Source organism: Kitasatospora sp. NPDC001119 (assembly GCF_053598475.1).
In genome coordinates this window covers 1-23,933 of record NZ_JBSFKI010000040.1, presented here as the reverse complement: position 1 = coordinate 23,933, position 23,933 = coordinate 1, and the positions used below count along the sequence as shown (strand labels likewise).

Here is a 23,933-nt window from a genome sequence, read left to right as displayed (position 1 = left end):
GTTCCGTCGTTCGAAGAGATGTGGGCGGAGCTGCTCCCCGTGGGCCGCTCCGCCGCCTCCGGCGGCTACCGCCGCTTCGCCTGGAACTCCGCCGACGCCGAGTGCCGCGCCTGGTTCGAGCAGCAGGCCCGCAGCCGCGGCCTGGCGTACGAGCTGGACCGCAACGGCAACCAGTGGGCCTGGCTGGGCGATCCGACCGCCGGCGGCGCGGTCGTCACCGGCTCGCACCTGGACTCCGTCCCGGACGGCGGCGCCTTCGACGGCCCGCTCGGCGTGGTCTCCTCCTTCGCCGCACTGGACGAACTGCGCTCCCGCGGCGCGGAGTTCACCAGGCCCCTGGCGATCGTCAACTTCGGCGACGAGGAGGGCGCCCGGTTCGGCGTGGCCTGCATCGGCTCCCGGCTGACCGCCGGGGTGCTCTCCCCGGAGCAGGCGTACGGGCTGCGCGACGCCGACGGCGTCCGGCTGCCCGACGCGATGGAGAAGGCCGGCTACGACCCCACCGCGATCGGCGCGGACGAGGACCGGCTGGCCCGGATCGGCGCCTTCGTCGAGCTGCACGTCGAGCAGGGCCGCTGCCTCGCCGAGGGGCAGCCGGTCGGTGTGGCCGGGGCGATCTGGCCGCACGGCCGCTGGCGGTTCGACTTCCACGGCGAGGCCAACCACGCCGGCACCACCCGGATCGAGGACCGCCGCGACCCGATGCTGACCTACGCCAACACCGTGCTGGCGGCCCGCAAGAAGGCGAAGCAGGCGGGCGCGCGGGCCACCTTCGGCAAGGTCGCGGTCGAGCCCAACGGCACCAACGCGATCGCCTCGCTGGTGCGCGGCTGGCTGGACTCCCGGGCGGCCGACGAGCGCACCCTCACCGAGCTGGTCGAGGCGATCGAGCGGGCCGCCGCCGAGCGCGGCGAGCGCGACGGCGTCCGGGTCGAGCTGACCCGCGAGTCCTACACCCCGGTGGTGGACTTCGACGGGCCGCTGCGCGACCGGCTGGCCAAGCTGCTGGACGCCCCGGTGCTGCCCACCGGCGCGGGACACGACGCCGGCATCCTGGCTTCGGCGATCCCGACCGCCATGCTGTTCGTGCGCAACCCCACCGGCGTCTCCCACTCCCCGGCCGAGCACGCCGAGCAGGCCGACTGCCTGGCCGGGGTCGCCGCCCTCGCCGACGTACTGGAGGACCTGGCGTGTCAGTGACCCCGTCGAGCCCCGTGGCGTACTGGGCCCAGTACGCCTGGCTGCCGCACGACAACGGGCCGGTGGTCGAGCGGGACGTGCTGATCACCACCGGCCCCGGCGGGACGATCGCCGCCGTCGTCCCGGACAGCGGCCCCTGCCCGCCCGGCGCCGTCCGGCTCGACGGGCTGCTGCTGCCCGGCCAGGCGAACGCCCACTCGCACGCCTTCCACCGGGCGCTGCGCGGGCACGTCCAGGTCGGCTCCGGCACCTTCTGGACCTGGCGCGACACCATGTACCGGTTCGCCGGCGCGCTGGACCCGGACCGCTACCTGGCGCTCGCCACCGCCGTCTACGCCGAGATGGCGCTGGCCGGTGTCACGGCGGTTGGCGAGTTCCACTACCTGCACCACGCGCCCGGCGGCGCCCGGTACACCGACCCGAACGCGATGGGCGAGGCGCTGATCGAGGCCGCCGCCCGGGCCGGCATCCGGATCACCCTGCTGGACACCTGCTACCTGTCCTCCGGTTTCGGCGCCGAGCCGACCCACCCGCAGCTGCGGTTCAGCGACGGCGACGCCGAGGCCTGGGCCGCCCGGGCGGACGCGCTCAAGCCGCGCGAGCACGCCCGGATCGGCGCCGCCGTCCACTCGGTGCGGGCCGTCCCGGCCGAGCAACTGGACACCGTCGCGCACTGGTCGGCGCTGCGCGGGGCGCCGCTGCACGTCCACCTGTCCGAGCAGACCGCCGAGAACGACGCCTGCCTGGCCGCGCACGGCGTCACCCCGACCCGGCTGCTCGCCGACCACGGCGTGCTCGGCCCGCGCACCTCGGCCGTGCACGCCACCCACCTGACCGACGAGGACGTCAGGCTCCTCACCGACTCCTCCACCACGGTCTGCATGTGCCCCACCACCGAGCGGGACCTCGCGGACGGCATCGGCCCGGCCCGCCGGCTCGCCTCGGCGGGCTCCCCGATCACCCTGGGCAGCGACAGCCACGCGGTGATCGACCCGTTCGAGGAGGCTCGCGCGCTGGAGCTGGACGAGCGGCTGCGGACGCGGACGCGCGGCCACTGGACGGCGAACGCGCTGCTGCGGGTCGGCACCGAGGACGGGCACGCCTCGCTCGGCTGGCCGGAGGCCGGACGGATCGAGGCCGGGGCGCTCGCCGACTTCACGGTGATCGCGCTGGACACCGTCCGTACGGCGGGCCCGCCGCCCCGGCTGGGCGCCGAGATCGCCGTCTTCGCGGCCTCGGCGGCGGACGTGCGGCACCTGGTGGTCGGCGGCCGGCACGTCGTCCGGGACGGCGTGCACCTGCTGGTGGCCGACGTGCCGGGTGCGCTGCGCTCCGCGATCGGCGCGCTGGACTACTGACCCCCGTTCAACCCCCTTCGGAAGGCGTTGTCTTGAGCACCACGACCACCCTGATCACGGGCATCGGCAGCCTGGTCACCAACGACCCCGGGCAGGGCGCCGGGCCGCTCGGCCTGCTCACCGACGCGGCCGTGGTGGTCGACGGCGGCACCGTCGCCTGGGTCGGCCCGGCCGCGCAGGCCCCGGCGGCGGACGAGCGCTTCGACGCCGGGGGCCGGGCGCTGCTGCCCGGCTTCGTCGACTCGCACGCCCACCTGGTGTTCGCGGGGGACCGTACGGCCGAGTTCAACGCCCGGATGTCCGGGCAGGCGTACTCGGCGGGCGGCATCCGGACCACGGTGGCGGCCACGCGGGCCGCTTCGGATGCCGAACTGGAGGCCAACCTGGCCCGGTTCGTCCGGGAGGCGGTGCGGCAGGGCACCACCACCATCGAGTGCAAGTCCGGCTACGGGCTGACGGTCGAGGACGAGGCCCGGGCGCTGCGGATCGCCGCCGGGTACACCCCGGAGACGACGTACCTGGGCGCGCACGTGGTGGCGCCTGAGTACGCCGAGGACCCGGCCGGGTACGTGGAGCTGGTGACCGGCGAGATGCTGGACGCCTGTGCCCCGCACGCCCGTTGGGTGGACGTGTTCTGCGAGAAGGGCGCCTTCGACGGGGAGCAGGCGCGGGCCGTCCTGACGGCGGGGATCGAGAAGGGCCTCACGCCGCGGGTGCACGCCAACCAGCTCACGTACGGGCCGGGCGTGCAGCTGGCGGTGGAACTGGGGGCCGCCTCGGCGGACCACTGCACCCACCTGACGGACGAGGACGTGGCGGCGCTGGCCGGCTCGGCGACGGTCGCGACGCTGCTGCCGGGGGCGGAGTTCTCGACGCGGGCCGAGTACCCGAGCGGGCGCAGGTTGTTGGATGCGGGCGCGGTGGTGGCGCTGTCCACCGACTGCAACCCGGGCTCCAGCTTCACCAGTTCGATGGCGTTCTGTATTGCCGTGGCGGTGCGCGAGATGGGCATGACCCCGGACGAGGCGGTCTGGGCGGCCACCGCGGGCGGCGCCCGCGCCCTGCGGCGCAGCGACGTGGGGGTGATCGCCCCCGGCGCCCGCGCGGACCTGCTCCTGCTGGACGCCCCCTCGCACGTCCACCTGGCCTACCGCCCGGGTGTCCCCCTGACGGCGGCGGTCTGGCGCGCGGGCGTCCGCGAGGTCTGAACGGTGGATTCGCGTCGCCCCGTCGAGCAGCTGCTCGACGGGGCGACGCGCTGTCCGTCTGCGGTCGCCAGGGTGCGCGGGTTCCTCGGCCGGGACACGGCAGCGCTTCCGGGCAGGCCGTGATCATTAGTCCAGGACGGGAATACTGCCCGAACCGTGTGGACAGGACACGCGGCCAGTCCATAGCGTCTCGCCCAGGCGGTCCAATCCGGGCCGAGCTGAAGGGGGTTGGCATGGCTCACCAGCGGCTCACGGGTGTCGGCGTCAGAGACTGCAAGGAGGGAGACTGCCCGAACGTCTACCTCACCGACCGGGGCACCCTCGTCTTCCAGGGGAACCAGTACGCGGAGCTGCCCGAGCATGTCGTGAAGGAGGCCATTCGTGTTCTTGGATGGTGAGGACTGGCAGAGGCTTCTGCATGGTTTCTCGCGGTCGGCGTTCCGGCTTGAGACTCTGCCCGCTTACAAGGTCGCGGGGGAGGCCGAAGAGATCGAGGAGTTCCTGAACGGGTACCGGATCGACCCCGGTACCTACACGTCCGGCTGGACTGACAAGCTCAGGGCCCATACCGCGGCCGGTCGTACGGTTCAGCGCGTACACATCGTCACCCGGCCGCTGAGCGACTACCTGCGGTACGAGTTCATGTACTACACGCCGCATGCCAGGGCCGGTGAGGACATCTACATTCTCGACCTGACCGACAGGCCGAACCCGGGCCTTCCGGCTCAGGACTTCTGGGCATTCGACGATTCGACCGTGGTCCTGATGAACTACGAGCTCGACGGAACGCAGATCAACCGCGTGCTTGTCGAGGACGACGTCGAGAAGTACCGGGAATGGCGGCGGATCGCTGTGGCCGCGTCGGTGCCCTTCATGGACTATGTGGAAGAGTACGGGTGGCAATAGACCCGGAAGAGCTGGGGCTATGACCTGCGGTGATGCCGTTCGGCGGAGCCAGATCGCCACGCGATCGCCGCACCTCGGCCAGCCGTCACGCATCACGTCGCTCGAACAAAGCAAACCGCCCCGGCCTTCTCGGCCGGGGCGGTTCTCTCATCTGCTCGAACTGACCGTTAGCGCCACGGGGGAAGCGACGGGCAGCCCGGGCTGCTCGGGATGGCGGTTAGGCCGCGTAGAACATGGCCGTGGCTTCCTGGATCTCCAGGACGGCAGCGGCGAAGTCCTCGGGACCGCCGCCCCACGGGTCGGTGATGCCCGAGCCGAGGATGCGAACGGGCCGGTGCGGACCGGCGAGCGCTTCGACCGCGAGAGCGGTTTCGTCGTCCACCGCGACCAGGGCGTCAGCCCAGTCAAGTAGCTCCGTGTCCAGCACGGCGCCCCGGTGCCCGGTGAGGTCGTAGCCGAAGGCGGCGGCGGCCTCGATCATCAGCGGGTGCGCGGGCTTGGCCACGTGCCAGTTGCGGGTGCCCGCCGAGCGCACGTCCAGCGCGCCCCCGGACCGCTCCGCGATGATCAGGGCGGCGATCGGGGAACGGCAGTGGTTTCCCTTGCAGACCACCAGGACCCGCCTTCGCCTACTCACCGGGGTTCACTCGCTCGATCTCGAACGTGATCACGCCGAGGGCTTCCTTCTCCGGCGGGAAGATCGCGTGGATCGCCCGCAACTGCTCGGCCTCGGTCGCGTGCGGGTTGACCGCCTTCACGTCCTCGGTGCCGAACATCTCCTTGAAGGTCCTGTACGTGCCGATGCGCTTCACCTTGGTCAGGCACTCCTCACCGCGACAGGTGAAGTTGAGCAGGTCCCCGACCCTGATTCGCTTCATCGAGGCGTAGGCGACCCGGACTTCGACGGTCTTGGAGCCGTCGGCGATCAGGTCGAAGTACTGCTTGTAGATCTGGATGTTGCGGGGACGGCCATGCGCCTGGGATTGGTTCCTGGCAGGCTGGCGGGTGGTCATCAGGGCTTCCAATGCGGTCGTGGTGTAGGACCGGAAGAAGTGCCTCGGGCTGCTGAGCATCAGCTCACCGGCACCCGTGAGCGCTTCGACGTAGTCCGCTTGCGTGCCGGGCCAGGCGCCCGGGTCGAGCAGCCATTCCGCGGTGCTGCCTCCCGTCGCGTCTCCGGCTTCGGCAGCCGCGCGAAGGAGGCTCTTGGAGAGCTTCCCGCCGTCGCTGCCGAGGATCTGGGGGATGAAGACACGTAGCGGCACCGGAGCGGCCGGCGCCCCGATCGCGACGTGGGCGCCGTCCACCAGTTGGCAGCCGAACGCCCAGTCGCCGCCCTTCACCATCACGTGCAACGTGCCGTCGCCGGGGCGGTAGGACCGTTCCTTGACCACGTTGCGGTACAGGGTGGAGAGGTCCAGGTACCCGCCGCCGAGCGGCGTGACGTCCACCTCGTAGCGGTCGTGCTCGTGGCACATCGCTTCGAACAGTGCCCCCGAGTCGTCCAACTCCAGCAGCCGTGTGTGGTCGGCGTACTTCTGGGCCCACCCGCACACCGGACACGGCAGCCGGATGTGTGCCGTACCGCTGGTCGGAGCCAGCCAGAACCGGATCTGATCCAGGAACTCCAGCGTCCGCAGGAACTCGGCCCGGAACTCCGGGCTCGCCTGCTGCTCGGTGTAGCTGCTGACCCGGTACTCCACGCCCGTGCGGCTGGTCATCGCGTCCAGAAGAGGGGCGTAGTACTCGGCGACCAGGGCGCGGATGCCGTGATCACCGAGCTGGTGGTGGTAGGTGAGCTGGTACATCCGGCCGCCGTCGGTGATCGTCTCCGCCGGGGCGTTGTCCAGCGCCACGAAGTCCACGGCCGTATCGACCCCGAACTCATCGCGGGCCCGCTCGGCGACCAGGAACGACAGGCTCTGCACCAGGTGCGTGCCGATGTGCGGACGCCCGTTGAGCTGCGTCCCCACGGTGAACTCGATCCGCTCCGTCCCGGCCTCCAGGAGGCGGGGACGGAGCATGTCCAGGGCATCGTCAACGGCGTTGGCCAGCACGGTGTTCGGCGACCTGAGAAGGTCGATGGTGTTCAAGTGTGGTGCCTCCGCTCTGCTCATGAACCGGCTGCGGCCGGCTCAGTGATGGTGTCGGTGGCGCATGCGCTCGGCATGCTGGGCCCTGAGCTGCTCCACAGCGGCGATCACAGCCTTCACTGATGCGTGGGGGCGTGAGGTAGACCGTACGAACCTCGGCCAGCGGCACTCAACGAAGTTGCTCATAGTTGCTGGAAGTCGCCTGAGTGAGCTTCGGTGCTGTCGAACGCTTGACCCTGGGATGGCCGTAGGGCGAAGGCCGGAGGTGACATGCGGCCGGATCATGGGGGAGCAACATGCGGCAACACAGCAGCGACGGCGACGACTTGACCGCTACGTTCTTCTGCGCGGACCCCACCTCTCAGGGCGGCGTCGAGTGCGAGACGTTCTATGAGACCGACCGTGACCCATGGATCGTGCAGCTCAAAGAGTGCGGGCCGGAGGTTCGGGATCAGCTCGTCGCACTTGCCGACGACGAGACGTTCGGGGAGATGTCCGGGCGGACCATGGATGTGTTCGTGCGGAAGCACGTCAGGGAGCGTTATGGAATTGATCTCGGCGGCACGCCGAATTGAGCCGCTGTTCGGCGAGCCCGTCCAAGAGGTGCGGAAGTTTGAGCTGCGGGACTCCTATGAGGTGGACCGCCCGTTGTCCGAGGCGTGGCGCCCAGGCGACCGCGGGACGGCCGAGGAGACGATGCGCGGACATCGGGCGTTCCTGACCGGGAAGGCCGCCGCCGGCTTTCCTTACCGGCGTGTGCGGGTCGTCTCCGAACCCCTCTCGGGCTACCAGCGGATGGCGGTCGAGCCGGCCGACCCCACGGAGCGTCTTCGGTGGCTAACCCGCCGTCTCGTGTCGGCGCTGCCCTTGCCGGGGAACGACTGCCTGATCCGGGATGACCTGGTGGTCTTCAACCTCATCGGGGGAGACAATCAACAGGCCGACATCCAGCTCTCAACCGATCCGGACGTGGTCCGGTTCTGCAACGAGGCGTTCGAGCAGGCATGGTCGCTCGGCGTCCCCAATGGCGAGTACAAGCCGTAGCGACATGTCCGGCCAGAAACCATCCGAGTCCGCAAGGCGCGCATTCGGGACGCAGCTCAAGGAACTCCGTCAGGATGCCTACCTTTCGGGTGTCGAACTCGCGCAGCGCTGCGGTTGGCACAAGACCAAGGTGTCGAAGATCGAGCACGGGACGCAGATCCCGGCCGAGGAAGACATCCGAAGGTGGGCAACGGCCTGTGCCGTCGAGGGGCAGACTCCCGAACTCATCGCGATGAGTCGTGAGATCGAGCAGATGTGGACCGACTACAAGCGGTGGCACCGACCGGGGATGAAGCGTCTCCAGTTCAAAGCCATGGACTTGTACGCGAAGACCAAGCTGCTCCGGGTGTACGAGTCGCTGTTCGTCCCCGGTTTCCTACAGACGGTCGATTACGCCAAGGCGCAGTTCACCATCCATGCCAAGCTGCACGGCCTGCCGTTGGATGACGTGGAGGAAGCGGCACAGAACCGCATGGTCCGGAAGCGGTTCCTCGGCACCGGGGCACCGATGTTCTCGTTCCTCCTGGAAGCCTCAGCGCTAACCAACAATACGGGTGGTGCTGAGGTGATGAACGGGCAACTTGACCACCTCCTGGAAGTGTCCAGGCTCCCGTACGTGTCCATCGGGATCATCCCGCAAGGTCGGCCACGGTCGCTCTACCCTGGCGAGGGCTTCTACCTGTTCGACGAGAGCTTGCTCAAGCAGGAGTTCTGGTCGGGGGCATTCCAGACGTCCAGGCCCGAGAACATCTCGTACTTCGTCCGCGTGTTCGCCGCTCTGCGGGACCAAGCGGTGTTCGGTACTGCGGCCCGAAACGAGATCGAAGCGGCCCGTGGCCGTCTTCAAGGGGCCTGAGAGCGCCACCCCGGGGCATCGTCAGAGTCGGCCTGTACGCCGGGTTCATGTCGCCCCCGTCGAGCAGCGGCTCGGCGGGGGCGATGTGCGTTCCCTTCAGGGGTTGGTGGTGAGGTGGTCGAACTCGCCGGCCTTGGCGCCCTGGAGGAAGTTGGCGAACTTGGGGTGGGTGGTGCGGACAATGACATCGCCCTCGTCGGACTCACGGAGTTCGACCACCCCGTCAGCAGCCCGCACCTCAACGCAGTTGTTGTTGGCCTCGCTGAAGCTGGACTTCTGCCAGTCGGTGCTATTCATGCCTGTCGTTCATTTCCTTCATGATCGAGCGAATGTGATCCCGAGACTCGTTGTCCGGGAGCGCGACGGCCTTGATGCGCTCCAAGATGGCGCGGTAGCCCGCCAGCTGGGCGGGTGAGTCGAAGATGTGGGAGCCGTGAGACGAGTCGGCCTGTACTGTGTCCAGCTCTGGCACCGGCCCCTCCGCGTAGAGCAGGTTCTCGCTGGGGCCAGGGAAGTTGGCTGTCGCAAAGGGCACGACTCGCAGTGAGACGTTCGGAAGTTCGGCGTTCCGGACGAGGGAATTGAGCTGTTCCTTGAGTACTGCCGGCCCGCCGTACTGGATGCGCAATGCTGCTTCGTGAACGAGTGCCGTGTACGGCGTTTCGCCGGACCGGATGATCTGCTGCCTCCGCAGCCGAAACTTCACTCTGCGATCAACCTCTCGATCGGGGAGAGAGGTGAACCCTGTCGCGAACACCGCAGTCGCATACGAGTTCGTCTGTAGCAGTCCCGGGATGATGCCGATGGTGAAGCTCGTGAGTCTCTTCGCGCGCCCTTCGATCTCCGCGACATCGATCGGGGCGGCTGCGAGTACCGTTCGATACTCATCCCACCAGGCCGAGTCTCGTTCCCTGGCCATGTCAGCGAGCGCTTCGACCAGAGGGGCATTGGCGCACATGCAGGCTTCCGCGATCTCGTGCAGGCGAGCCACGCTGACGGCCGACTTTCCGATCTCCATCTGACTCACCAGGGCGGGAGTCACCCCGAGAAGCCTGGCGAGGTAGCTGCCGCCGAAGCCGGCCTGCTCTCTCATTCTCCGCAGTTCGGCACCGAGCCGTCGCTGACGAAGGGTGGGGATCCGAAGTGCCATGGCGTCCTCTCTGCCGGTGCAGAGGCCAGTGTGCCGCGTCGGCCGTCGGAGGAGCCATCCGGGCTCGTTCCCTCGTGCGGAGGAACCTCCGTCTGTTTGGCTTTAATTAAAGAGCGAATGCGCTACCGTCGTTCCAGCTCGATCCGACGGATCGTCAGCAATGGCTGTATCCAGGGCAGTAGGCGCCTGCTGCCTGCGCACCGAAGAGCAACCGCCGCCCCGGCCTGGCTCACGGTGACGACCGTCATCCCCCTCCCCACGCCACAGCCTCACGGAGGTTCCCGTGTGCACCCGTAACACCCCCTCGCTCACCCTCTCCCGCCAAGCCCTGCGGGACGCGATGACCCGTAGCGGCGGCTGGGACGCCGACAGCATCTTCAACGCCGAACTCGCCCTGATGGAGCTCGTCGTCAACGCCTGGCGGCACGGCGACACCCCCGCGCCCGTCGTCTGGTTCTCCGTCCTCGGCCGCACCCTCCGGGTCACCGTCTCCGACGAGAGCGACGCCCTCCCCCGGCGGCGAACCCCCGCCGACTCCGCCGAGTCCGGCCGGGGCCTCCAACTCGTGGAGGGCCTCACCCACCGCTGGGGCGTCGACCCGCAGAAGCGCGGCAAATCCATCTGGTACGAGCTGGACTGCCGCGCGTGACCGGCTACCCCGTCCTGCCGGAGGACCCCCGGATGCGTGACTACACCAAACCCCACCTCATGGCCCTTCTGGGCGAGTTGCACAGGCGCGGCCTGCCGCACGGGCTCCTCTGGGGGTCCGCCTCGCCGGGCGAGACCACCATCGACGGGCGCATCCTGATCGACTTCGGGAACGCTCCGGTGAGCACTCTGCTCAACCTCCTCCGCCTGCTCCGCGAACTGGACGATGACGACGAGGGAGGGCAGCCGTGAGGTTCTTCGTCGGCGCAGGCCTCCTCGCCCTCGGCGTCCTCGCGACCCTCAGGATGCCCCGCCCCGAGGCGCGCGACGAGCAGTACTGAAACACGCGAAGGCCCTCGCCCACCCAGGGCGAGGGCCTCGCGGGCATGGAGCCGGTCTTCGTCAGATCTCGTACAGATGGTGCGGGAGCGCTCGCTCCCAGACTGCTTCGAACGCGGTGGTGCACAGCGTCACGGCGTCCGGCTCTGTCGTGATCTCGTCCTCGACCACGGCGCCGTCCCCGGAGAAGTGGTGCACTCGAAGCAGCGCACCGTCGAACAGCCAGAAGTCGTTCCCGGGCAGGGGGATGCTCGTGGCCTGCCGCCGTGGCAGCCAGCGGACCTGCTCGCCGGCCGTGACGTTGGCGTGGGTGACGTAGTGCTCCCACCGGATGTACTCGGACACGGGCTCGGAGACCACCCGGGCTCGGCGAATGACCACGCCCCGCGCCACGGCGTCCGTGATCAACTGGTCATAGGGATGCCACCAGGACGCCTGGTCCTCCCAGTTGATCCGCTCACCGCGCTGCCAGGCCTCGAACCGATCCGTCGGGGCGTACGAGTCCCGCAGCTCCAGATGGACGGCGGACCGCTGGCACTGCTCAAGCAGCTCAGCGAAGCCGGGCACGCTCGACGGCATCACATGCCTCCCTGATCATAGGCACCGGCCCGTTCGCTGGGCAGGCGTTCGGTGGCGCGGTGCTGATCACTTCATTCCCAACGAGCGGCACAGGAAGTGCAGTTCGTGGTGCAGCAGGTTTTCCACCACCGCCTCGTCGGTGGGCCGGTGGCCGGTGGCGCGTAGGGGGAGGACCTCGTGCGGGCGGCCGGCGGCGAGGAGGGCGGCGGAGAGCCGCAGGGTGTGGGCCGGGTAGACGTTGTCGTCGGCGAGGCCCTGGATCAGCAGCAGCGGGCGGCTCAGCTTCGGCGCCTCGGCGATCAGCGAGCCGCTGTCGTAGTGCTCGGGGTGCTCGTCGGGGTGGCCGAGGAAGCGCTCCTGCCAGTGGGTGTCGTAGAACCGCCAGTCGGTGGGGGCGGCCCCGGCGGAGGCGGCGTGGAAGACGTCCGGGCGCCTCAATACGGCGAGGGCGGCGAGGTAGCCGCCGTAGGACCAGCCGCGGATGCCGACCCGGTCGAGGTCGAGCAGCCCGGGCCGCAGCCGGGCGGCCGCCCGCAGGCCCTCGACCTGGTCCGCCAGCGGGAGCGTCGCCTTGTCGCCGTACACGGCCTTCTCCCACCGGGGCCCGCGGCCGGGGGTGCCCCGGCCGTCCACCACGAGCACCGCGAAGCCCTGGTCGGCGAACCACTGCGAGACCTGGTCCCACCAGAAGCCGCCGGTGGTGGCCTTCTGCATCGCGGGCCCGGCGTACGGGTCGAGCAGGACGGGCAGCGGGCCGTCCCCGGGGCGGTGGCCGGCGGGGAGGAAGAGCGTGGCGCGCAGGGCGTGTGGGCCGAGCCTGAGCAGCTCGGGCGCGGCAGTGACGACGGGCGGCTCGGCGTACGAGGTGAGCGGGAGCGCCGGGCGGCCCTCGCGCAGGACGGTGGAGCGGCCGCCGGGGTGCCCGGGGGTGCGGGTGGTGAGCACCAGCGTGCCGCCGCGCCGCACGCCGGTGTGCAGCCCGGGGCCGTCGCTCAGCCGACGGATGCCGCCGTCCGGTCCGTACGTCCAGAGGTGGGTCTCGGTGGGCTCCTCGGAGGCGGTGAACAGCACCTGCTCGCCCTCCGTGCCGAGCACCGCGCGCAGCTGGAGCCCGGGCGGGGTGACCGGTTCGCCGTCGACGGTCAGGTGCCGGGTGTCGCCGAGGTCGGCGGTGTCCACCAGGGCGCCGCCCGCGGTGCGGGCGGGCAGGCCGGGCAGCAGCTCGACCCAGTGGGCGTCCCGGCGCTCGGCGAGCGGCCGGGTGGTGCCGTCCGGCTCGACGGCCACCACAAGGACGGTGCGCTGGTCGCGGCTCTGCACGGCGGCGTACGGGCCGTGGCCGTCCCAGCCGGCGGCGGTCAGGTACTCGAAGGCGGTGCGGTCCCAGCGGACCTCGGTGTCGCTGCCGTCGAGGCCGAGCAGCCGCAGCGAGACCTCGGCGTTGGCGGTGCCGGCGAGCGGGTAGCGGACGGCGCGCGGCGGGCGGTGCGGGTCGGCGGGGTCGGCCGGGAAGAGCCGGGCGAGCGGGCGGTCGTCGACCCGGGCGACCAGCAGCGCGGTGCCGTCGGGGGACCACCAGTGGCCGCGGTCGCGGTGCATCTCCTCGGCGGCGACGTACTCGGCGAGCCCGTAGGAGACGTCCTCGGCCTCGGGTTCGGCGAGCGGGCGGTCGTCGGTGCCGTCGACGCCGACCACCCGCAGGGCGCCGCCGCGGACGTAGGCGATCCGGCGCCCGGTCGGGTCGAGCCTGGGGTCCTGCGGCGGGCCGGGGACGGGGACGGCGCGGACGGTGCCAGCGGCGGTGTCGGCCAGCCACAGGGCGCCGTCCAGGGCGAAGGCGGCGAGCGTGCCGGCGGCGTCGGTGCTGTACGCGGCGATGCCCTCGTCGGCGCCCAGCACGGCCGGGTCGGCGAGCAGCCGTTCCTGGCCGGTGGCGGTGTCCAGGGCCCAGAGGCAGGCGAGCGGGTCGGTGCCGGAGCGGCCGCGCAGGAAGAGCACGGTGGCGCCGTCCGCCGAGGGCTCGGGCCGGGTGGGGACGCCCAGGGTGAAGCGCCGGGTGCGGGCCAGCTGGCGGGGTAAGGAGGGGGTCGTCATGCCGGGCACCATAGGCACGGCCGACGGGCTCCTGTCGAGCGGGAAAAGCACTCGGGGCCGCCGCGGATCCTGGAATCCACGGCGGCCCCGGAGCGGGCGGGGACGGGCGTCAGTGCACGTCGCCCATGAGGGCCTGGACCTTCTTGCGGTAGGTGAAGATGGCGAACCCGGCGAGGGCCGCGAGCGACGCCTGCATCGCGATGATCCCGGTGCCGTTGAGGCTGACGCCGGCCAGCGAGAGCAGGCTGGTGGTGCAGTCACCGGCGGTGACGGCGAGGAACCAGACGCCCATCATCTGGGAGGCGTACTTGCGCGGCGCCATCTTGGTGGTGACCGAGAGGCCGACCGGGGAGAGGCAGAGCTCACCGATGGTCTGGATCAGGTAGATCGAGACGAGCCAGAGCGGGGAGACCAGGGTGCCGTTGTCCGCCATGGTCATCGGGATGATGAAGACGAAGAACGAGACACCGACCAGGAGCAGGCCGATCGAGAACTTCACGATGGTGTTCGGCTCCTTGTCCCGGCGGGACAGCCAGAGCCACAGCCAGGCGAAGACCGGCGCGAACGCCATCACGAACAGCGGGTTCAGCGACTGGTACCAGGTGGCCGAGAAGCCGAGGCCGAACAGGGAGTCCGCGGTCTTCTTGTCCGCGAACAGGGAGAGCGTCGACCCGCCCTGGTCGTAGATCATCCAGAAGATCGCGGCCGCGGCGAAGAACCAGATGTACGCGGACATCTTGGACTGTTCGTCGGCGGTCAGGTCCTTGTCGCGCTTGATCCGGGTCAGCACGGTGATCGGGATCAGCAGACCGGCGATGGTCAGCGGGACGAGGGCCCAGTTCAGCGTGTAGACGCCCAGGCCGGCCACGACGCCGTAGAAGGCGGCGACGCCGAGCACCGTCAGGCCGGCCTTCTTCAGCAGGCGCTTGCGCTCCTCGGGCAGCAGCGGGTTGGGGACCTCGCTGCTCACCGGGTTCAGGTGGCGGCTGCCGAGCAGGAACTGGGTCAGGCCGAGGGCCATGCCGATCGCGGCCAGACCGAAGCCCAGGTGCCAGTTGTACTCCTTGCCGATCGTCCCGATGACGAACGGGGCGACGAAGGCACCGAGGTTGATGCTCATGTAGAAGACGGTGAACCCACCGTCGCGGCGCGGGTCCTCGGGGCCGTTGTAGAGCTGGCCGACCATCGTGGAGATGTTGGCCTTCAGCAGCCCGGAACCGAGCGCGACCAGGAGCAGGCCGAGGAAGAACGCCGCCTGGCCCGGGACGGCCAGCGCGATGTGGCCGGACATGATCACGAACCCGGCGATGGCGACGGTCTTGCGGGCGCCCCAGACCCGGTCGCCGAACCAGCCGCCCGGGTAGGCCATGAGGTAGACCATCGAGACGTAGACGGAGTAGATCGCCGTCGCCGTCGTCGCCTTCATGGCGAGGCCGCCGCCCTGGCTGCCGACGGCGGCGTCGGCGCCACCGGAGACCAGGTAGTAGATGAGCAGGGCGCGCATGCCGTAGTAGGAGAAGCGCTCCCACATCTCGGTCATGAACAGCGTGGCGAGACCTCGGGGATGCCCGAGGAAGGTCTTGCCGCTGGGAGATGCCGACGTCGCGTCGGTGTCCAGGGTCTTAGACGCCATGAGTAGTGGTTCCTTGCCTGACAGCGTCCGCGTAGGGGGGTGGGCGGCGGACGTGGACCAAACCACTCTACGTGGCGACATTTGGCTCTATCAGATGACAAAAGTCTTGAATCAGGTATGTGAATGGCAAAGTTGGCGACAAATCTGCCCGATCTATCGATGGTAGACGGGCGTGTCTCCCTTCGGTTTCAAGATCCAACAGGCGATTCTTCACCGAAGGGCCGGTCTGTTGCGCCCTGTTGAGCCCGATTGCGGCCTTGTATAACGATCACGCTCTGTGAACTACCTCACAGGGCGTACGGGGATACCCCGGCGGACTACCATCACCACATGACCTGTGTGCTGCTCGCCGAGGACGATCCGGCGATCTCCGAACCGCTCGCCCGGGCCCTGCGACGCGAGGGCTATGAGGTGCTCGTCCGCGAGGACGGTCCGACCGCACTCGCCGCCGGCCTCACCGAGGAGGTCGACCTCGTCGTCCTGGACCTCGGCCTGCCCGAGATGGACGGCCTGGAGGTCTGCCGCCGCCTGCGTGCCGACGGCAAGAGCTGCCCCGTCCTGGTGCTCACCGCCCGCGCGGACGAGGTGGACACCGTGGTCGGCCTGGACGCCGGTGCCGACGACTACGTCACCAAGCCCTTCCGCCTGGCCGAACTGCTCGCCCGCGTCCGGGCCCTGCTCCGGCGCGGCAACGTCGACCAGCTCACCACCGGCGCGCACGGGGTGAAGATCGACATCGAGTCCCACCGCGCCTGGCTCGGCGACGAGGAGCTCACCCTCTCCGCCAAGGAGTTCGAGCTGCTGCGCGTCCTGGTCCGGGACGCCGGCCGGGTGGTCACCCGCGAGGAGATCATGCGGCAGGTCTGGGACACCACGTGGTGGACCTCCACCAAGACCCTGGACATGCACATCTCCTGGCTCCGCAAGAAGCTCGGCGACGACGCGGCCAACCCGCGCTACATCGCCACCGTGCGCGGCGTGGGGTTCCGGTTCGAGAAGAATTGACCCTGACGGAGACCGGGCCCTCGGCCCGCGGCGGCGGAACACCCCGGGGAGCGGCAGCGTGAAGCGCAGGATGATCAACTCGCTGCTGGGCGTCGTCCTGGTGGTCGTCGTGGTGTTCTGCGTGCCGCTCGCCCTGGTCGAGAAGCGGACCATCGTCAACTCGGCCCAGGACCGGGTGGACGCCGCCGCCGTCCGGGTGCTCGCCCTGGTCGAGAGTCGGCTCGCCGCGGGCGAGCCGGTCACCGGGCGGGCCTTCGAGAGCCAGGTCACCGAGGGCAGCTACGTCGAGGTGCAGGTGCCCGGCCAGCCGGTGGTCTCCGCCGGCGAGCGCCCGGCCGGGAACCACCTGCTGAAGGCCGTCGAGCGGGGCAACAGCGGCGAGACCGTCACCGTCGAGCAGTCCCGCGAGGACGTCGACCACGAGATCGCCAACAACCTGCTGCTGCTCGGCGTGGTCGCCCTGCTGGCCGTCCAGGCCGCGGTGGCGCTCGCCGTCTGGCAGGCCAAGCGGCTCGCCCGGCCGCTCACCGACCTCGCCGAGACCGCCGAGCGGCTCGGCTCCGGCGACCCGCGCCCGCGCGACCGCCGCTACGGGGTGCCCGAGCTCGACCGGGTCGCCGAGGTGCTGGACACCAGCGCCGAGCGGATCGCCCGGATGCTCACCGCCGAGCGCCGGCTCGCCGCCGACGCCTCGCACCAGCTGCGCACCCCGCTCACCGCGCTCTCCATGCGGCTGGAGGAGATCACCGCCCTCGCCGAGGAGCCGGAGACGGTCAAGGAGGAGGCGACCATCGCCCTCCAGCAGGTCGAGCGGCTCACCGACGTGGTCCAGCGGCTGCTCACCACCCAGCGCGACCCGCGCAGCCCCACCGCCGTCGCCTTCGACCTGGACGAGGTGATCAAGCAGCAGGTGGAGGAGTGGGGCCCGACGCTGCGGGAGCAGGGCCGGGTGCTCTCCCTGGAGGGGCTGCACGGGGTCACCGCGGTCGGCACCCCGGGGACGGTCGCCCAGGTGCTGGCCACCCTGATCGAGAACTCGCTGATGCACGGCGCCGGGACGATCACCCTGCGGATCCGGCCCTCCGGCACCTCGGTGGTCGTCGAGGTCCAGGACCAGGGCGCCGGCGTGCCGCCGGACCTCGGCAACCGGGTGTTCGAGCGCGCGGTCAGCGGGCGCAACTCCACCGGCATCGGGCTGGCCGTCGCCCGCGACCTCGCGGAGGCGGACGGCGGGCGGCTCGAACTGCTCTCGCTGAAGCCGGCGGTGTTCGCGCTCTTCCTCGGACGCAGCCACCAGGACTGAGGGCCTGGGGCCGGCCGGGACACGGCAGGATCCGGCGGGGGATGCGGCAGGGGTATACGGCCGGGGATGCGGCGAGCCCCGGCGGCCGGGTTCGGCGAGCCGGGGCTGCGCGGGGTACGAGGGTGGTGCGAGGACCGCGGGGCCTACTCGGCCTTGGCGAGCCGGATCCGCTCGGTGGCCAGCATCAGCTCGGCCTGCGCGGCCAGCTCCTGGCCGGCGGCGGCGCCCACCGACTGCTGGGCGGGCAGCTCGACGGTCTCCGGCACGGCCTTGAACACCCAGGTGCGGTACGAGACGAAGCGGAACACGGTGGCCACGGCGAGGCCGATCACCTTGGCGCCGATCTGCTCGTAGTGCGAGCGCAGGTCGAGCACGTACACCGAGAAGCCGAGGACGCCGGTCTCGATCAGCATGCCGATGCCGCTGTAGACCAGGAAGAGCGTGATCTCCCGCTTGCGGGAGGCGGCGTCGCGGTCCCGGTAGAGCCAGTAGCGGTAGCCCAGGTAGTTGGTCGCGATCGCGATCACCGTCGCGACGATGTTCGACCGCACCGAGGCCAGGCCCATGCCGTTGAGGCAGACCCAGAACACGGCGAAGTTGACCACCACGCCGCTCAGGCCGACGATGCCGAACTTCACCACTTCGCCCTTGAGCCCACGCAGCTTCTGCGCGAGTGAGGGTTCCGAAGCCGCGTTCGTCGCCATACCGGAGTGCCTCCATGTGCCTGCTGGTCGAAAGGGCCGGTCGCGGTCGCGCGGCCGCCCCTTGAGCCCTGCGTGCACGCACATGATCGGACCGCGCAGACCAGGACCTAGCCGTCCAGGCTACCCGCTTCCATCGAACGGCTCAGCCCCCAGGGCGCCAGGTTGACATCTACGCGCGTCCGCTCCAGCGGCCCCACCTGCGGCTCCACCGCCCCCGACCGGCCCGGATATCCTGGGCCGCGTGACTTCCCCGGGCAATGTGAATTTTCCAGTGGTGGGCATGATCGGTGGCGGGCAGCTGGCCCGCATGGCACACCAGGCGGGCATCCCGCTCGGGGTCAGGTTCAAACTCCTCGCCGACACGCCCCAGGACTCCGCCGCACAGGTGGTCTCCGACGTCGTCCTCGGTGACTACCGCGACCTCGACACCCTGCGCGCCTTCGCCGCCGGCTGCGACGTGATCACCTTCGACCACGAACACGTCCCCACCGAGCACCTGCGGGCCCTGGAGGCCGACGGCATCGCCGTCCGCCCCGGCCCGGAGGCGCTGGTCAACGCCCAGGACAAGGGCGTGATGCGGGCCAAGCTGGACTCCATCGACGTGCCCTGCCCCCGGCACCGGCTCGTCGCCGACCCGGCCGACGTGACCGCCTTCGCGAACGAGGGCACCGGCTACCCGGTCGTCCTGAAGACCGTCCGCGGCGGCTACGACGGCAAGGGCGTCTGGGTCGTCGACGACGAGGAGCAGGCGCACGCCCCGTTCCTGGCCGGCGTCGCGGTGCTGGCCGAGGAGAAGGTCGACTTCGTCCGCGAGCTGGCCGCCAACGTCGTCCGCTCGCCCAGCGGCCAGGCCGTCGCCTACCCGGTGGTGGAGAGCGTCCAGGAGAACGGCGTCTGCGCCGAGGTCACCGCCCCCGCGCCGGACCTCGACCCGGCCCTGTCCGACGAGGCCCAGCAGCTCGCCCTGCGGATCGCCGGGGACCTCGGCATCGTCGGCCACCTCGCCGTCGAGCTGTTCCAGACCCGCGACGGCCGCATCCTCGTCAACGAGCTGGCCATGCGCCCGCACAACTCCGGGCACTGGACCCAGGACGGCGCCGTCACCTCGCAGTTCGAGAACCACCTGCGGGCCGTCCTCGACCTCCCGCTGGGCGACCCCCGCCCGCGCGCCAGGTGGACCGTCATGGTCAACGTCCTCGGCGGCGACTACCCGGACATGTACCACCCCTTCCTGCACTGCATGGCCCGCGACCCCGGGCTGCGGATCCACATGTACGGGAAGGACGTGAAGCCCGGCCGCAAGGTCGGCCACGTCAACGTCTTCGGGGACGACCTCGAAGACGTCCGCGAGCGCGCCCGCCACGCGGCCGCCTACCTGCGAGGAACGATCACCGAATGACCAACCCCCTCATCGGCATCGTGATGGGCTCGGACTCCGACTGGCCGGTCATGGAGGCCGCCGCCCAGGCCCTGGACGAGTTCGAGGTCCCGTACGAGGTGGACGTCGTCTCCGCCCACCGGATGCCCCGCGAGATGGTCGCGTACGGCGAGCAGGCCCACGGGCGCGGCCTGAAGGCGATCATCGCGGGCGCCGGCGGCGCGGCCCACCTGCCGGGCATGCTCGCCTCGGTCACCCCGCTGCCCGTCATCGGCGTGCCGGTGCCGCTGCGGTACCTGGACGGCATGGACAGCCTGCTGTCGATCGTCCAGATGCCGGCCGGCGTGCCGGTGGCGACCGTCTCGGTGGCCGGCGCGCGCAACGCCGGCCTGCTCGCGGTGCGGATGCTCGCCGCCTTCGACCCCGAGCTCACCGAGAAGATGACCGACTTCCAGGCCGAGCTGAACAACCAGGCCACCGAGAAGGGCCGGAAGCTGCGCGCCAAGGTGGCCGGTTCCGCGTCCTTCGGCTTCGGCAAGTAGTTCGGCCACCCGCGGGCGTGGGGTAGAACAGCACGCATGACCGCTGACCTGGACTCCCCCACCCCGCTGGACCGCGCCCGCGCCCTGCTGCGCACCGCCCCCGTGGTGGACGGCCACAACGACCTCCCCTGGGCGATGCGCGAGCAGGCCGGGTACGACCTCGGCGCGCTCGACCTCGCCGCCGACCAGAGCGACCGGCTGCACACCGACCTCGCCCGCCTCGCGGAGGGCGGCGTCGGCGCCCAGTTCTGGTCCGTCTACGTCCCCTCCTCGCTGGCCGGCGACCACGCCGTGAGCGCCACCCTGGAGCAGATCGACTTCGTCCACGCCCTGGTGGAGCGCTACCCGGACCGGCTGCGCCTGGCCCGTACCGCCGCCGACATGGAGGCCGCCCGCGCCGAGGGCCGGATCGCCTCCCTGATGGGCGCCGAGGGCGGCCACTCCATCGACTGCTCGCTGGCCACCCTGCGCGCCCTGTACGAGCTGGGCGTCCGGTACCTGACGCTCACCCACAACGACAACGTGCCGTGGGCGGACTCCGCGACCGACAAGCCGGCGGCCGGCGGGCTGACCCGGTTCGGCGAGGAGGTCGTCCGGGAGATGAACCGGCTCGGCATGCTGGTCGACCTCTCGCACGTCTCCGCCGACACCATGCGCGACGCCCTGCGGGTGAGCGAGGCGCCGGTGGTGTTCTCCCACTCCTCCTCGCGCGCGGTCTGCGACCACCCGCGCAACATCCCGGACGACGTGCTCGCACAGCTGCCCGCCAACGGCGGCGTGGCGATGGCGACCTTCGTGCCGAAGTTCATCCTGCCCGCCGCCATCGAGTGGACCGTCGCCGCGGACGGGAACATGCGCGCCCACGGCTTCCACCCGCTGGACACCACCCCGCCGGCCATGGAGCGCCAGCGCGCCTTCGAGGCCGCCAACCCGCGCCCGATCGCCACCCCGGCCACCGTCGCCGACCACCTCGACCACATGCGCGAGGTGGCCGGCATCGACCACATCGGCATCGGCGGCGACTTCGACGGCACCGCCTTCCTGCCGGACGGCCTGGACTCGGTGGCCGGCTACCCCAACCTGGTCGCCGAACTCCTCGGCCGCCACTGGTCGGAGGCCGACCTGGCCAAGCTCACCTGGCACAACGCCGTCCGCGTCCTGCGCGACGCCGAGTCGGCGGCCGCCGGGCTGCGGGCGGGCCGCCGCCCGTCCATCGCCACCATCGCGCAGCTGGACGGCCCCTCGGCCTAGACGGACAGGCCCTAACCGAGGCGCGGGATCTCGATGGCCGGGCACCTGTCCATCACCATGGCCAGCCCGGCCTCCCGGGTCCGCCCGTAGGCGGCCTCGTCCACCACGCCCAGCTGGAACCAGACCGCCTTCGCCCCGGCGGCGACCGCCTGGTCGGCCACCTCCCCGGCCAGCGCGCTGTTCACGAACACGTCCACCACGTCGACTGGGAACGGGATCTCGGCGAGCGAGGCGTAGCCCCGCTCGCCGAGGACCGTCTCGGCCTTCGGGTGCACGGGCACGATCCGCTTGCCGTACTCCTGGAGAACCCGGGCCACCCCGTACGCGGCCCGGGCGGTGTTGGTGGACAGGCCCACCACCGCCCAGGTGTCACCGGTGCGGGTGAGGATCTCGCGGACCGCCGCGTCGTCGCCGTAGCTCGTCATGCCGGTGGGAACGCCGGGCGGCGGTGCGGGATTCCTGCCCGGTCAGCTCGGGCGGCCCAGGGCGCGGTAGGTCCAGCCGGCGGCGCGCCAGGCCTCGGCGTCCAGGACGTTGCGGCCGTCGAGGAGGCGGCGCTCGGCGACCACGGCGCCGAGGACGGCCGGGTCCAGCTCGCGGAACTCGGACCACTCGGTGAGGTGGAGGACGACGTGGGCGCCCTCGGCTGCCTCCAGGGCGGAGTGGGCGTAGGCGAGGGAGGGGAACATCTTGCGGGCGTTGTCCACGGCCTTGGGGTCGTAGACGGTGACCTGGGCGCCCTGGAGCTGGATCTGGGCGGCCACGTTGAGGGCGGGGGAGTCCCGGATGTCGTCCGAGTTGGGCTTGAAGGCGGCGCCGAGGACGGCGACCCGGCGGCCCAGGAAGCCGCCGCCGCACTGCTCGCGGGCCAGCTCGACCATCCGGGAGCGGCGCCGCATGTTGATCGAGTCGACCTCGCGCAGGAAGGTCAGCGCCTGGTCGGCGCCGAGCTCGCCGGCCCGGGCCATGAACGCGCGGATGTCCTTGGGCAGGCAGCCGCCGCCGAAGCCGAGGCCGGAGTTGAGGAACTTGCCGCCGATCCGCTCGTCGTAGGCGAGCGCCTTGCTGAGCTGGGTGACGTCCGCGCCGGCCGCCTCGCAGACCTCGGCCATCGCGTTGATGAAGGAGATCTTGGTGGCCAGGAAGGAGTTGGCGGCCGCCTTGACCAGTTCGGCGGTCGCGTAGTCGGTGACCATGAACGGCACCCCGGCCGCGATCGGCTCCGCGTACACCTCGCGCAGCAGCCGCTCGGCCCGCTCGCTGTGGGCGCCGACCACGATCCGGTCCGGCCGCAGGGTGTCCCGCACGGCGAAGCCCTCGCGCAGGAACTCCGGGTTCCAGGCGAGTTCGGCGCCCTCGCCGACCGGCGCCAGCGCGGCCAGCCGTTCGGCCAGCCGGGCCGCCGAGCCGACCGGGACGGTCGACTTGCCGACCACCAGGGCGGGGCGGGTCAGGTGCGGCGCGAGCTCGTCCAGCGCGGTGTCGACGTACGACATGTCGGCGGCGAACTCGCCCTTGCGCTGCGGGGTGTTGACGCAGATGAAGTGCACGTCGCCGAACTCGGCGGCCTCCCGGGCGGAGGTGGTGAAGCGCAGCCGTCCGGTCGAACCCTCGTGCCCTGCCACGTGCTTGAGCAGCAGTTCGGACAGCCCGGGCTCGTACATCGGGACCCGCCCTGCGGTCAGCATGGCGATCTTGTCCGGGTCGATGTCCAGGCCCAGCACCTCGAAGCCGAACTCGGCCATCGCGGCGGCGTGCGTGGCGCCGAGGTAGCCGGTGCCGATCACGGAGATGCGGAGGGTCACGGGTTCTCCTTGGATGCGGACGCGACCAGTACGGATGCCCTGATGCTATCCGCCCGCCGGGGGCGCCCCGGGATCACCTGCACGCCGGAGGGGCCGTCCCGCCGGTCGCCCCCGGGGCGCGGACATGAACGACCGGGCGGCCGCTGGACGCTAGGCAGCCGCAGGTCGGCGCCCTAGGATCTCTACTGAACGGTAGTTAACCGCGGATTCGACTCGCACCGGGCGTCGATCGGACCTCGATCGGGCCTCGCCCGGGCATCGGTCACTGAACGACGAGGCAGGCATCATGGCGGGCAGCGCAGGGGCGGCTGACTTCGATCTCTTCCGGATCTCCGAGGAGCACGGGATGCTCCGTGAGGCGGTGCGTTCGCTGGCCGAGGCGAAGATCGCTCCGTTCGCGGCGGAGGTGGACGAGCAGGGGCGGTTCCCGCAGGAGGCGTTGGACGCGTTGCGGGGGAACGACCTGCACGCGGTGCACGTGCCGGAGGAGTACGGCGGTGCGGGGGCGGACGCGCTGGCGACGGTGATCGTGATCGAGGAGGTGGCGCGGGTGTGCGCGTCGTCCTCGTTGATCCCGGCGGTGAACAAGCTGGGGTCGCTGCCGGTGCAGCTGTCGGGTTCGGAGGAGTTGAAGGCGAGGTACCTGGGGGCGCTGGCGCGGGGCGAGGGGATGTTCTCGTACTGCCTGTCGGAGCCGGAGGCGGGTTCGGACGCGGCGGGGATGAAGACCCGGGCGGTGCGGGACGGGGACTTCTGGGTGCTGAACGGTGTGAAGCGCTGGATCACCAACGCGGGGGTGTCCGAGTTCTACACGGTGATGGCGGTGACGGATCCGGA

The 23,933-nt window shown here is 70.8% G+C and carries 26 protein-coding genes; 16 read left to right on the top strand and 10 right to left on the bottom strand.

What is annotated here, in order from left to right; translation table 11 throughout:
• Nucleotides 1-18: 18 nt before the first annotated feature.
• The 5 genes from ACWDD9_RS35245 (at nucleotide 19) to ACWDD9_RS35225 (ending at nucleotide 4,672) form a co-directional block, all read left to right on the top strand.
• Nucleotides 19-1,200 (top strand): allantoate amidohydrolase, encoded by a 1,182-nt coding sequence (locus tag ACWDD9_RS35245; RefSeq protein WP_416873749.1) that lies wholly within the window; start codon nucleotides 19-21, stop codon nucleotides 1,198-1,200.
• Nucleotides 1,191-2,558, top strand: coding sequence for a formimidoylglutamate deiminase (locus ACWDD9_RS35240; protein WP_449813899.1), 1,368 nt, complete (start codon nucleotides 1,191-1,193; stop codon nucleotides 2,556-2,558). The genes ACWDD9_RS35245 and ACWDD9_RS35240 overlap by 10 nt, the downstream gene beginning before the upstream one ends.
• 32 nt (nucleotides 2,559-2,590) lie before the next feature.
• Entirely contained in the window at nucleotides 2,591-3,766 is a 1,176-nt protein-coding gene (gene hutI / locus ACWDD9_RS35235) for an imidazolonepropionase (protein WP_449813898.1), read from the top strand.
• Between the two features lie 233 nt (nucleotides 3,767-3,999).
• Nucleotides 4,000-4,164: a hypothetical protein gene (locus ACWDD9_RS35230; RefSeq protein WP_449813897.1), complete on the top strand. Its 165-nt coding sequence runs from the start codon at nucleotides 4,000-4,002 to the stop codon at nucleotides 4,162-4,164.
• Entirely contained in the window at nucleotides 4,148-4,672 is a 525-nt protein-coding gene (locus ACWDD9_RS35225) for a DUF6879 family protein (RefSeq protein ID WP_449813896.1), read from the top strand. Before ACWDD9_RS35230 ends, ACWDD9_RS35225 begins: the two co-directional genes overlap by 17 nt.
• A 217-nt stretch (nucleotides 4,673-4,889) precedes the next feature.
• Here ACWDD9_RS35225 and ACWDD9_RS35220 read toward each other — a convergent pair whose 3' ends face one another.
• Both ACWDD9_RS35220 and ACWDD9_RS35215 read right to left on the bottom strand, forming a co-directional pair.
• Complete coding sequence (locus ACWDD9_RS35220) at nucleotides 4,890-5,285, bottom strand: arsenate-mycothiol transferase ArsC (protein WP_449813895.1); 396 nt, start codon at nucleotides 5,283-5,285, stop codon at nucleotides 4,890-4,892.
• Nucleotides 5,286-5,301: 16 nt separating this feature from the next.
• Complete coding sequence (locus ACWDD9_RS35215) at nucleotides 5,302-6,765, bottom strand: ASCH domain-containing protein (RefSeq protein WP_449813894.1); 1,464 nt, start codon at nucleotides 6,763-6,765, stop codon at nucleotides 5,302-5,304.
• Between the two features lie 296 nt (nucleotides 6,766-7,061).
• Here ACWDD9_RS35215 and ACWDD9_RS35210 point away from each other — a divergent pair, with 296 nt between their 5' ends.
• From ACWDD9_RS35210 to ACWDD9_RS35200, 3 genes are read left to right on the top strand one after another with little or no spacing between them, the layout of a single operon-like run.
• On the top strand, nucleotides 7,062-7,340 hold the full coding sequence (locus tag ACWDD9_RS35210) for a hypothetical protein (RefSeq protein WP_449813893.1): 279 nt from the start codon (nucleotides 7,062-7,064) through the stop codon (nucleotides 7,338-7,340).
• A complete protein-coding gene (locus ACWDD9_RS35205) occupies nucleotides 7,309-7,809 on the top strand; it encodes a DUF6879 family protein (RefSeq protein ID WP_449813892.1) in 501 nt (166 codons plus the stop codon). Before ACWDD9_RS35210 ends, ACWDD9_RS35205 begins: the two co-directional genes overlap by 32 nt.
• A 4-nt stretch (nucleotides 7,810-7,813) precedes the next feature.
• Entirely contained in the window at nucleotides 7,814-8,665 is an 852-nt protein-coding gene (locus ACWDD9_RS35200) for a helix-turn-helix domain-containing protein (RefSeq protein ID WP_449813891.1), read from the top strand.
• Between the two features lie 96 nt (nucleotides 8,666-8,761).
• On the opposite strand, the gene ACWDD9_RS35195 is transcribed toward ACWDD9_RS35200, so the two are convergent.
• Nucleotides 8,762-8,962: a DUF397 domain-containing protein gene (locus tag ACWDD9_RS35195; RefSeq protein ID WP_449813890.1), complete on the bottom strand. Its 201-nt coding sequence runs from the start codon at nucleotides 8,960-8,962 to the stop codon at nucleotides 8,762-8,764.
• Entirely contained in the window at nucleotides 8,955-9,815 is an 861-nt protein-coding gene (locus ACWDD9_RS35190) for a helix-turn-helix domain-containing protein (protein ID WP_449813889.1), read from the bottom strand. Before ACWDD9_RS35190 ends, ACWDD9_RS35195 begins: the two co-directional genes overlap by 8 nt.
• Nucleotides 9,816-10,098: 283 nt before the next feature.
• Between ACWDD9_RS35190 and ACWDD9_RS35185 the strand changes: the two genes are divergently transcribed.
• On the top strand, nucleotides 10,099-10,464 hold the full coding sequence (locus ACWDD9_RS35185; protein ID WP_074003885.1) for an ATP-binding protein: 366 nt from the start codon (nucleotides 10,099-10,101) through the stop codon (nucleotides 10,462-10,464).
• Nucleotides 10,461-10,715, top strand: a complete 255-nt coding sequence (locus ACWDD9_RS35180; RefSeq protein ID WP_380777870.1) for a hypothetical protein — start codon at nucleotides 10,461-10,463, stop codon at nucleotides 10,713-10,715. The genes ACWDD9_RS35185 and ACWDD9_RS35180 overlap by 4 nt, the downstream gene beginning before the upstream one ends.
• 150 nt (nucleotides 10,716-10,865) lie before the next feature.
• Here ACWDD9_RS35180 and ACWDD9_RS35175 read toward each other — a convergent pair whose 3' ends face one another.
• From ACWDD9_RS35175 to ACWDD9_RS35165, 3 genes are all read right to left on the bottom strand, one after another.
• Nucleotides 10,866-11,381 (bottom strand): DUF6879 family protein, encoded by a 516-nt coding sequence (locus ACWDD9_RS35175; RefSeq protein WP_049650025.1) that lies wholly within the window; start codon nucleotides 11,379-11,381, stop codon nucleotides 10,866-10,868.
• Between the two features lie 66 nt (nucleotides 11,382-11,447).
• A complete protein-coding gene (locus ACWDD9_RS35170) occupies nucleotides 11,448-13,475 on the bottom strand; it encodes a prolyl oligopeptidase family serine peptidase (protein WP_449813888.1) in 2,028 nt (675 codons plus the stop codon).
• Between the two features lie 109 nt (nucleotides 13,476-13,584).
• A complete protein-coding gene (locus tag ACWDD9_RS35165; RefSeq protein ID WP_117488113.1) occupies nucleotides 13,585-15,108 on the bottom strand; it encodes a peptide MFS transporter in 1,524 nt (507 codons plus the stop codon).
• A 330-nt stretch (nucleotides 15,109-15,438) separates the two neighbouring features.
• On the opposite strand from ACWDD9_RS35165, the gene ACWDD9_RS35160 reads away from it, so the two are divergent.
• On the top strand, nucleotides 15,439-16,113 hold the full coding sequence (locus ACWDD9_RS35160) for a response regulator transcription factor (RefSeq protein WP_030058577.1): 675 nt from the start codon (nucleotides 15,439-15,441) through the stop codon (nucleotides 16,111-16,113).
• Nucleotides 16,114-16,171: 58 nt separating this feature from the next.
• Nucleotides 16,172-17,416, top strand: coding sequence for an ATP-binding protein (locus ACWDD9_RS35155; RefSeq protein ID WP_049650022.1), 1,245 nt, complete (start codon nucleotides 16,172-16,174; stop codon nucleotides 17,414-17,416).
• 143 nt (nucleotides 17,417-17,559) lie between these two features.
• Here ACWDD9_RS35155 and ACWDD9_RS35150 read toward each other — a convergent pair whose 3' ends face one another.
• Nucleotides 17,560-18,120 carry a GtrA family protein gene (locus ACWDD9_RS35150; RefSeq protein ID WP_049650021.1) on the bottom strand — a complete coding sequence of 187 codons (561 nt, stop codon included), beginning with the start codon at nucleotides 18,118-18,120 and terminating at the stop codon, nucleotides 17,560-17,562.
• A 259-nt stretch (nucleotides 18,121-18,379) separates the two neighbouring features.
• On the opposite strand from ACWDD9_RS35150, the gene ACWDD9_RS35145 reads away from it, so the two are divergent.
• From ACWDD9_RS35145 to ACWDD9_RS35135, 3 genes are read left to right on the top strand one after another with little or no spacing between them, the layout of a single operon-like run.
• Complete coding sequence (locus ACWDD9_RS35145) at nucleotides 18,380-19,519, top strand: 5-(carboxyamino)imidazole ribonucleotide synthase (RefSeq protein WP_049650020.1); 1,140 nt, start codon at nucleotides 18,380-18,382, stop codon at nucleotides 19,517-19,519.
• A complete protein-coding gene (gene purE / locus ACWDD9_RS35140) occupies nucleotides 19,516-20,040 on the top strand; it encodes a 5-(carboxyamino)imidazole ribonucleotide mutase (protein WP_049650019.1) in 525 nt (174 codons plus the stop codon). The genes ACWDD9_RS35145 and purE overlap by 4 nt, the downstream gene beginning before the upstream one ends.
• Nucleotides 20,041-20,076: 36 nt before the next feature.
• The gene (locus tag ACWDD9_RS35135; protein ID WP_375876630.1) at nucleotides 20,077-21,291 is read left to right on the top strand and encodes a dipeptidase; all 1,215 of its coding nucleotides are present in this window, start codon (nucleotides 20,077-20,079) and stop codon (nucleotides 21,289-21,291) included.
• Nucleotides 21,292-21,302: 11 nt separating this feature from the next.
• On the opposite strand, the gene ACWDD9_RS35130 is transcribed toward ACWDD9_RS35135, so the two are convergent.
• Nucleotides 21,303-21,716, bottom strand: a complete 414-nt coding sequence (locus tag ACWDD9_RS35130; protein WP_049650017.1) for a CoA-binding protein — start codon at nucleotides 21,714-21,716, stop codon at nucleotides 21,303-21,305.
• A gap of 42 nt (nucleotides 21,717-21,758) precedes the next feature.
• On the bottom strand, nucleotides 21,759-23,096 hold the full coding sequence (locus tag ACWDD9_RS35125) for a UDP-glucose dehydrogenase family protein (RefSeq protein WP_049650016.1): 1,338 nt from the start codon (nucleotides 23,094-23,096) through the stop codon (nucleotides 21,759-21,761).
• Nucleotides 23,097-23,382: 286 nt separating this feature from the next.
• Between ACWDD9_RS35125 and ACWDD9_RS35120 the strand changes: the two genes are divergently transcribed.
• Nucleotides 23,383-23,933: acyl-CoA dehydrogenase family protein (locus ACWDD9_RS35120; protein ID WP_449813887.1), on the top strand; the 551-nt coding region annotated here is incomplete at its 3' end.

Bases quoted from the DNA above. Each gene is read 5' to 3' on its own strand.
- ACWDD9_RS35135 (WP_375876630.1), top strand. From the start codon at position 20,077: ATGACCGCTGACCTGGACTCCCCCACCCCGCTGGACCGCGCCCGCGCC.
- ACWDD9_RS35210 (WP_449813893.1), top strand. From the start codon at position 7,062: ATGCGGCAACACAGCAGCGACGGCGACGACTTGACCGCTACGTTCTTC.
- ACWDD9_RS35230 (WP_449813897.1), top strand. From the start codon at position 4,000: ATGGCTCACCAGCGGCTCACGGGTGTCGGCGTCAGAGACTGCAAGGAG.
- ACWDD9_RS35200 (WP_449813891.1), top strand. From the start codon at position 7,814: ATGTCCGGCCAGAAACCATCCGAGTCCGCAAGGCGCGCATTCGGGACG.
- ACWDD9_RS35205 (WP_449813892.1), top strand. From the start codon at position 7,309: ATGGAATTGATCTCGGCGGCACGCCGAATTGAGCCGCTGTTCGGCGAG.
- ACWDD9_RS35245 (WP_416873749.1), top strand. From the start codon at position 19: ATGTGGGCGGAGCTGCTCCCCGTGGGCCGCTCCGCCGCCTCCGGCGGC.
- ACWDD9_RS35160 (WP_030058577.1), top strand. From the start codon at position 15,439: ATGACCTGTGTGCTGCTCGCCGAGGACGATCCGGCGATCTCCGAACCG.
- ACWDD9_RS35150 (WP_049650021.1), bottom strand. From the start codon at position 18,120: ATGGCGACGAACGCGGCTTCGGAACCCTCACTCGCGCAGAAGCTGCGT.
- ACWDD9_RS35190 (WP_449813889.1), bottom strand. From the start codon at position 9,815: ATGGCACTTCGGATCCCCACCCTTCGTCAGCGACGGCTCGGTGCCGAA.
- ACWDD9_RS35175 (WP_049650025.1), bottom strand. From the start codon at position 11,381: ATGCCGTCGAGCGTGCCCGGCTTCGCTGAGCTGCTTGAGCAGTGCCAG.
- ACWDD9_RS35130 (WP_049650017.1), bottom strand. From the start codon at position 21,716: ATGACGAGCTACGGCGACGACGCGGCGGTCCGCGAGATCCTCACCCGC.
- ACWDD9_RS35165 (WP_117488113.1), bottom strand. From the start codon at position 15,108: ATGGCGTCTAAGACCCTGGACACCGACGCGACGTCGGCATCTCCCAGC.
- ACWDD9_RS35195 (WP_449813890.1), bottom strand. From the start codon at position 8,962: ATGAATAGCACCGACTGGCAGAAGTCCAGCTTCAGCGAGGCCAACAAC.
- purE (WP_049650019.1), top strand. From the start codon at position 19,516: ATGACCAACCCCCTCATCGGCATCGTGATGGGCTCGGACTCCGACTGG.
- ACWDD9_RS35170 (WP_449813888.1), bottom strand. From the start codon at position 13,475: ATGACGACCCCCTCCTTACCCCGCCAGCTGGCCCGCACCCGGCGCTTC.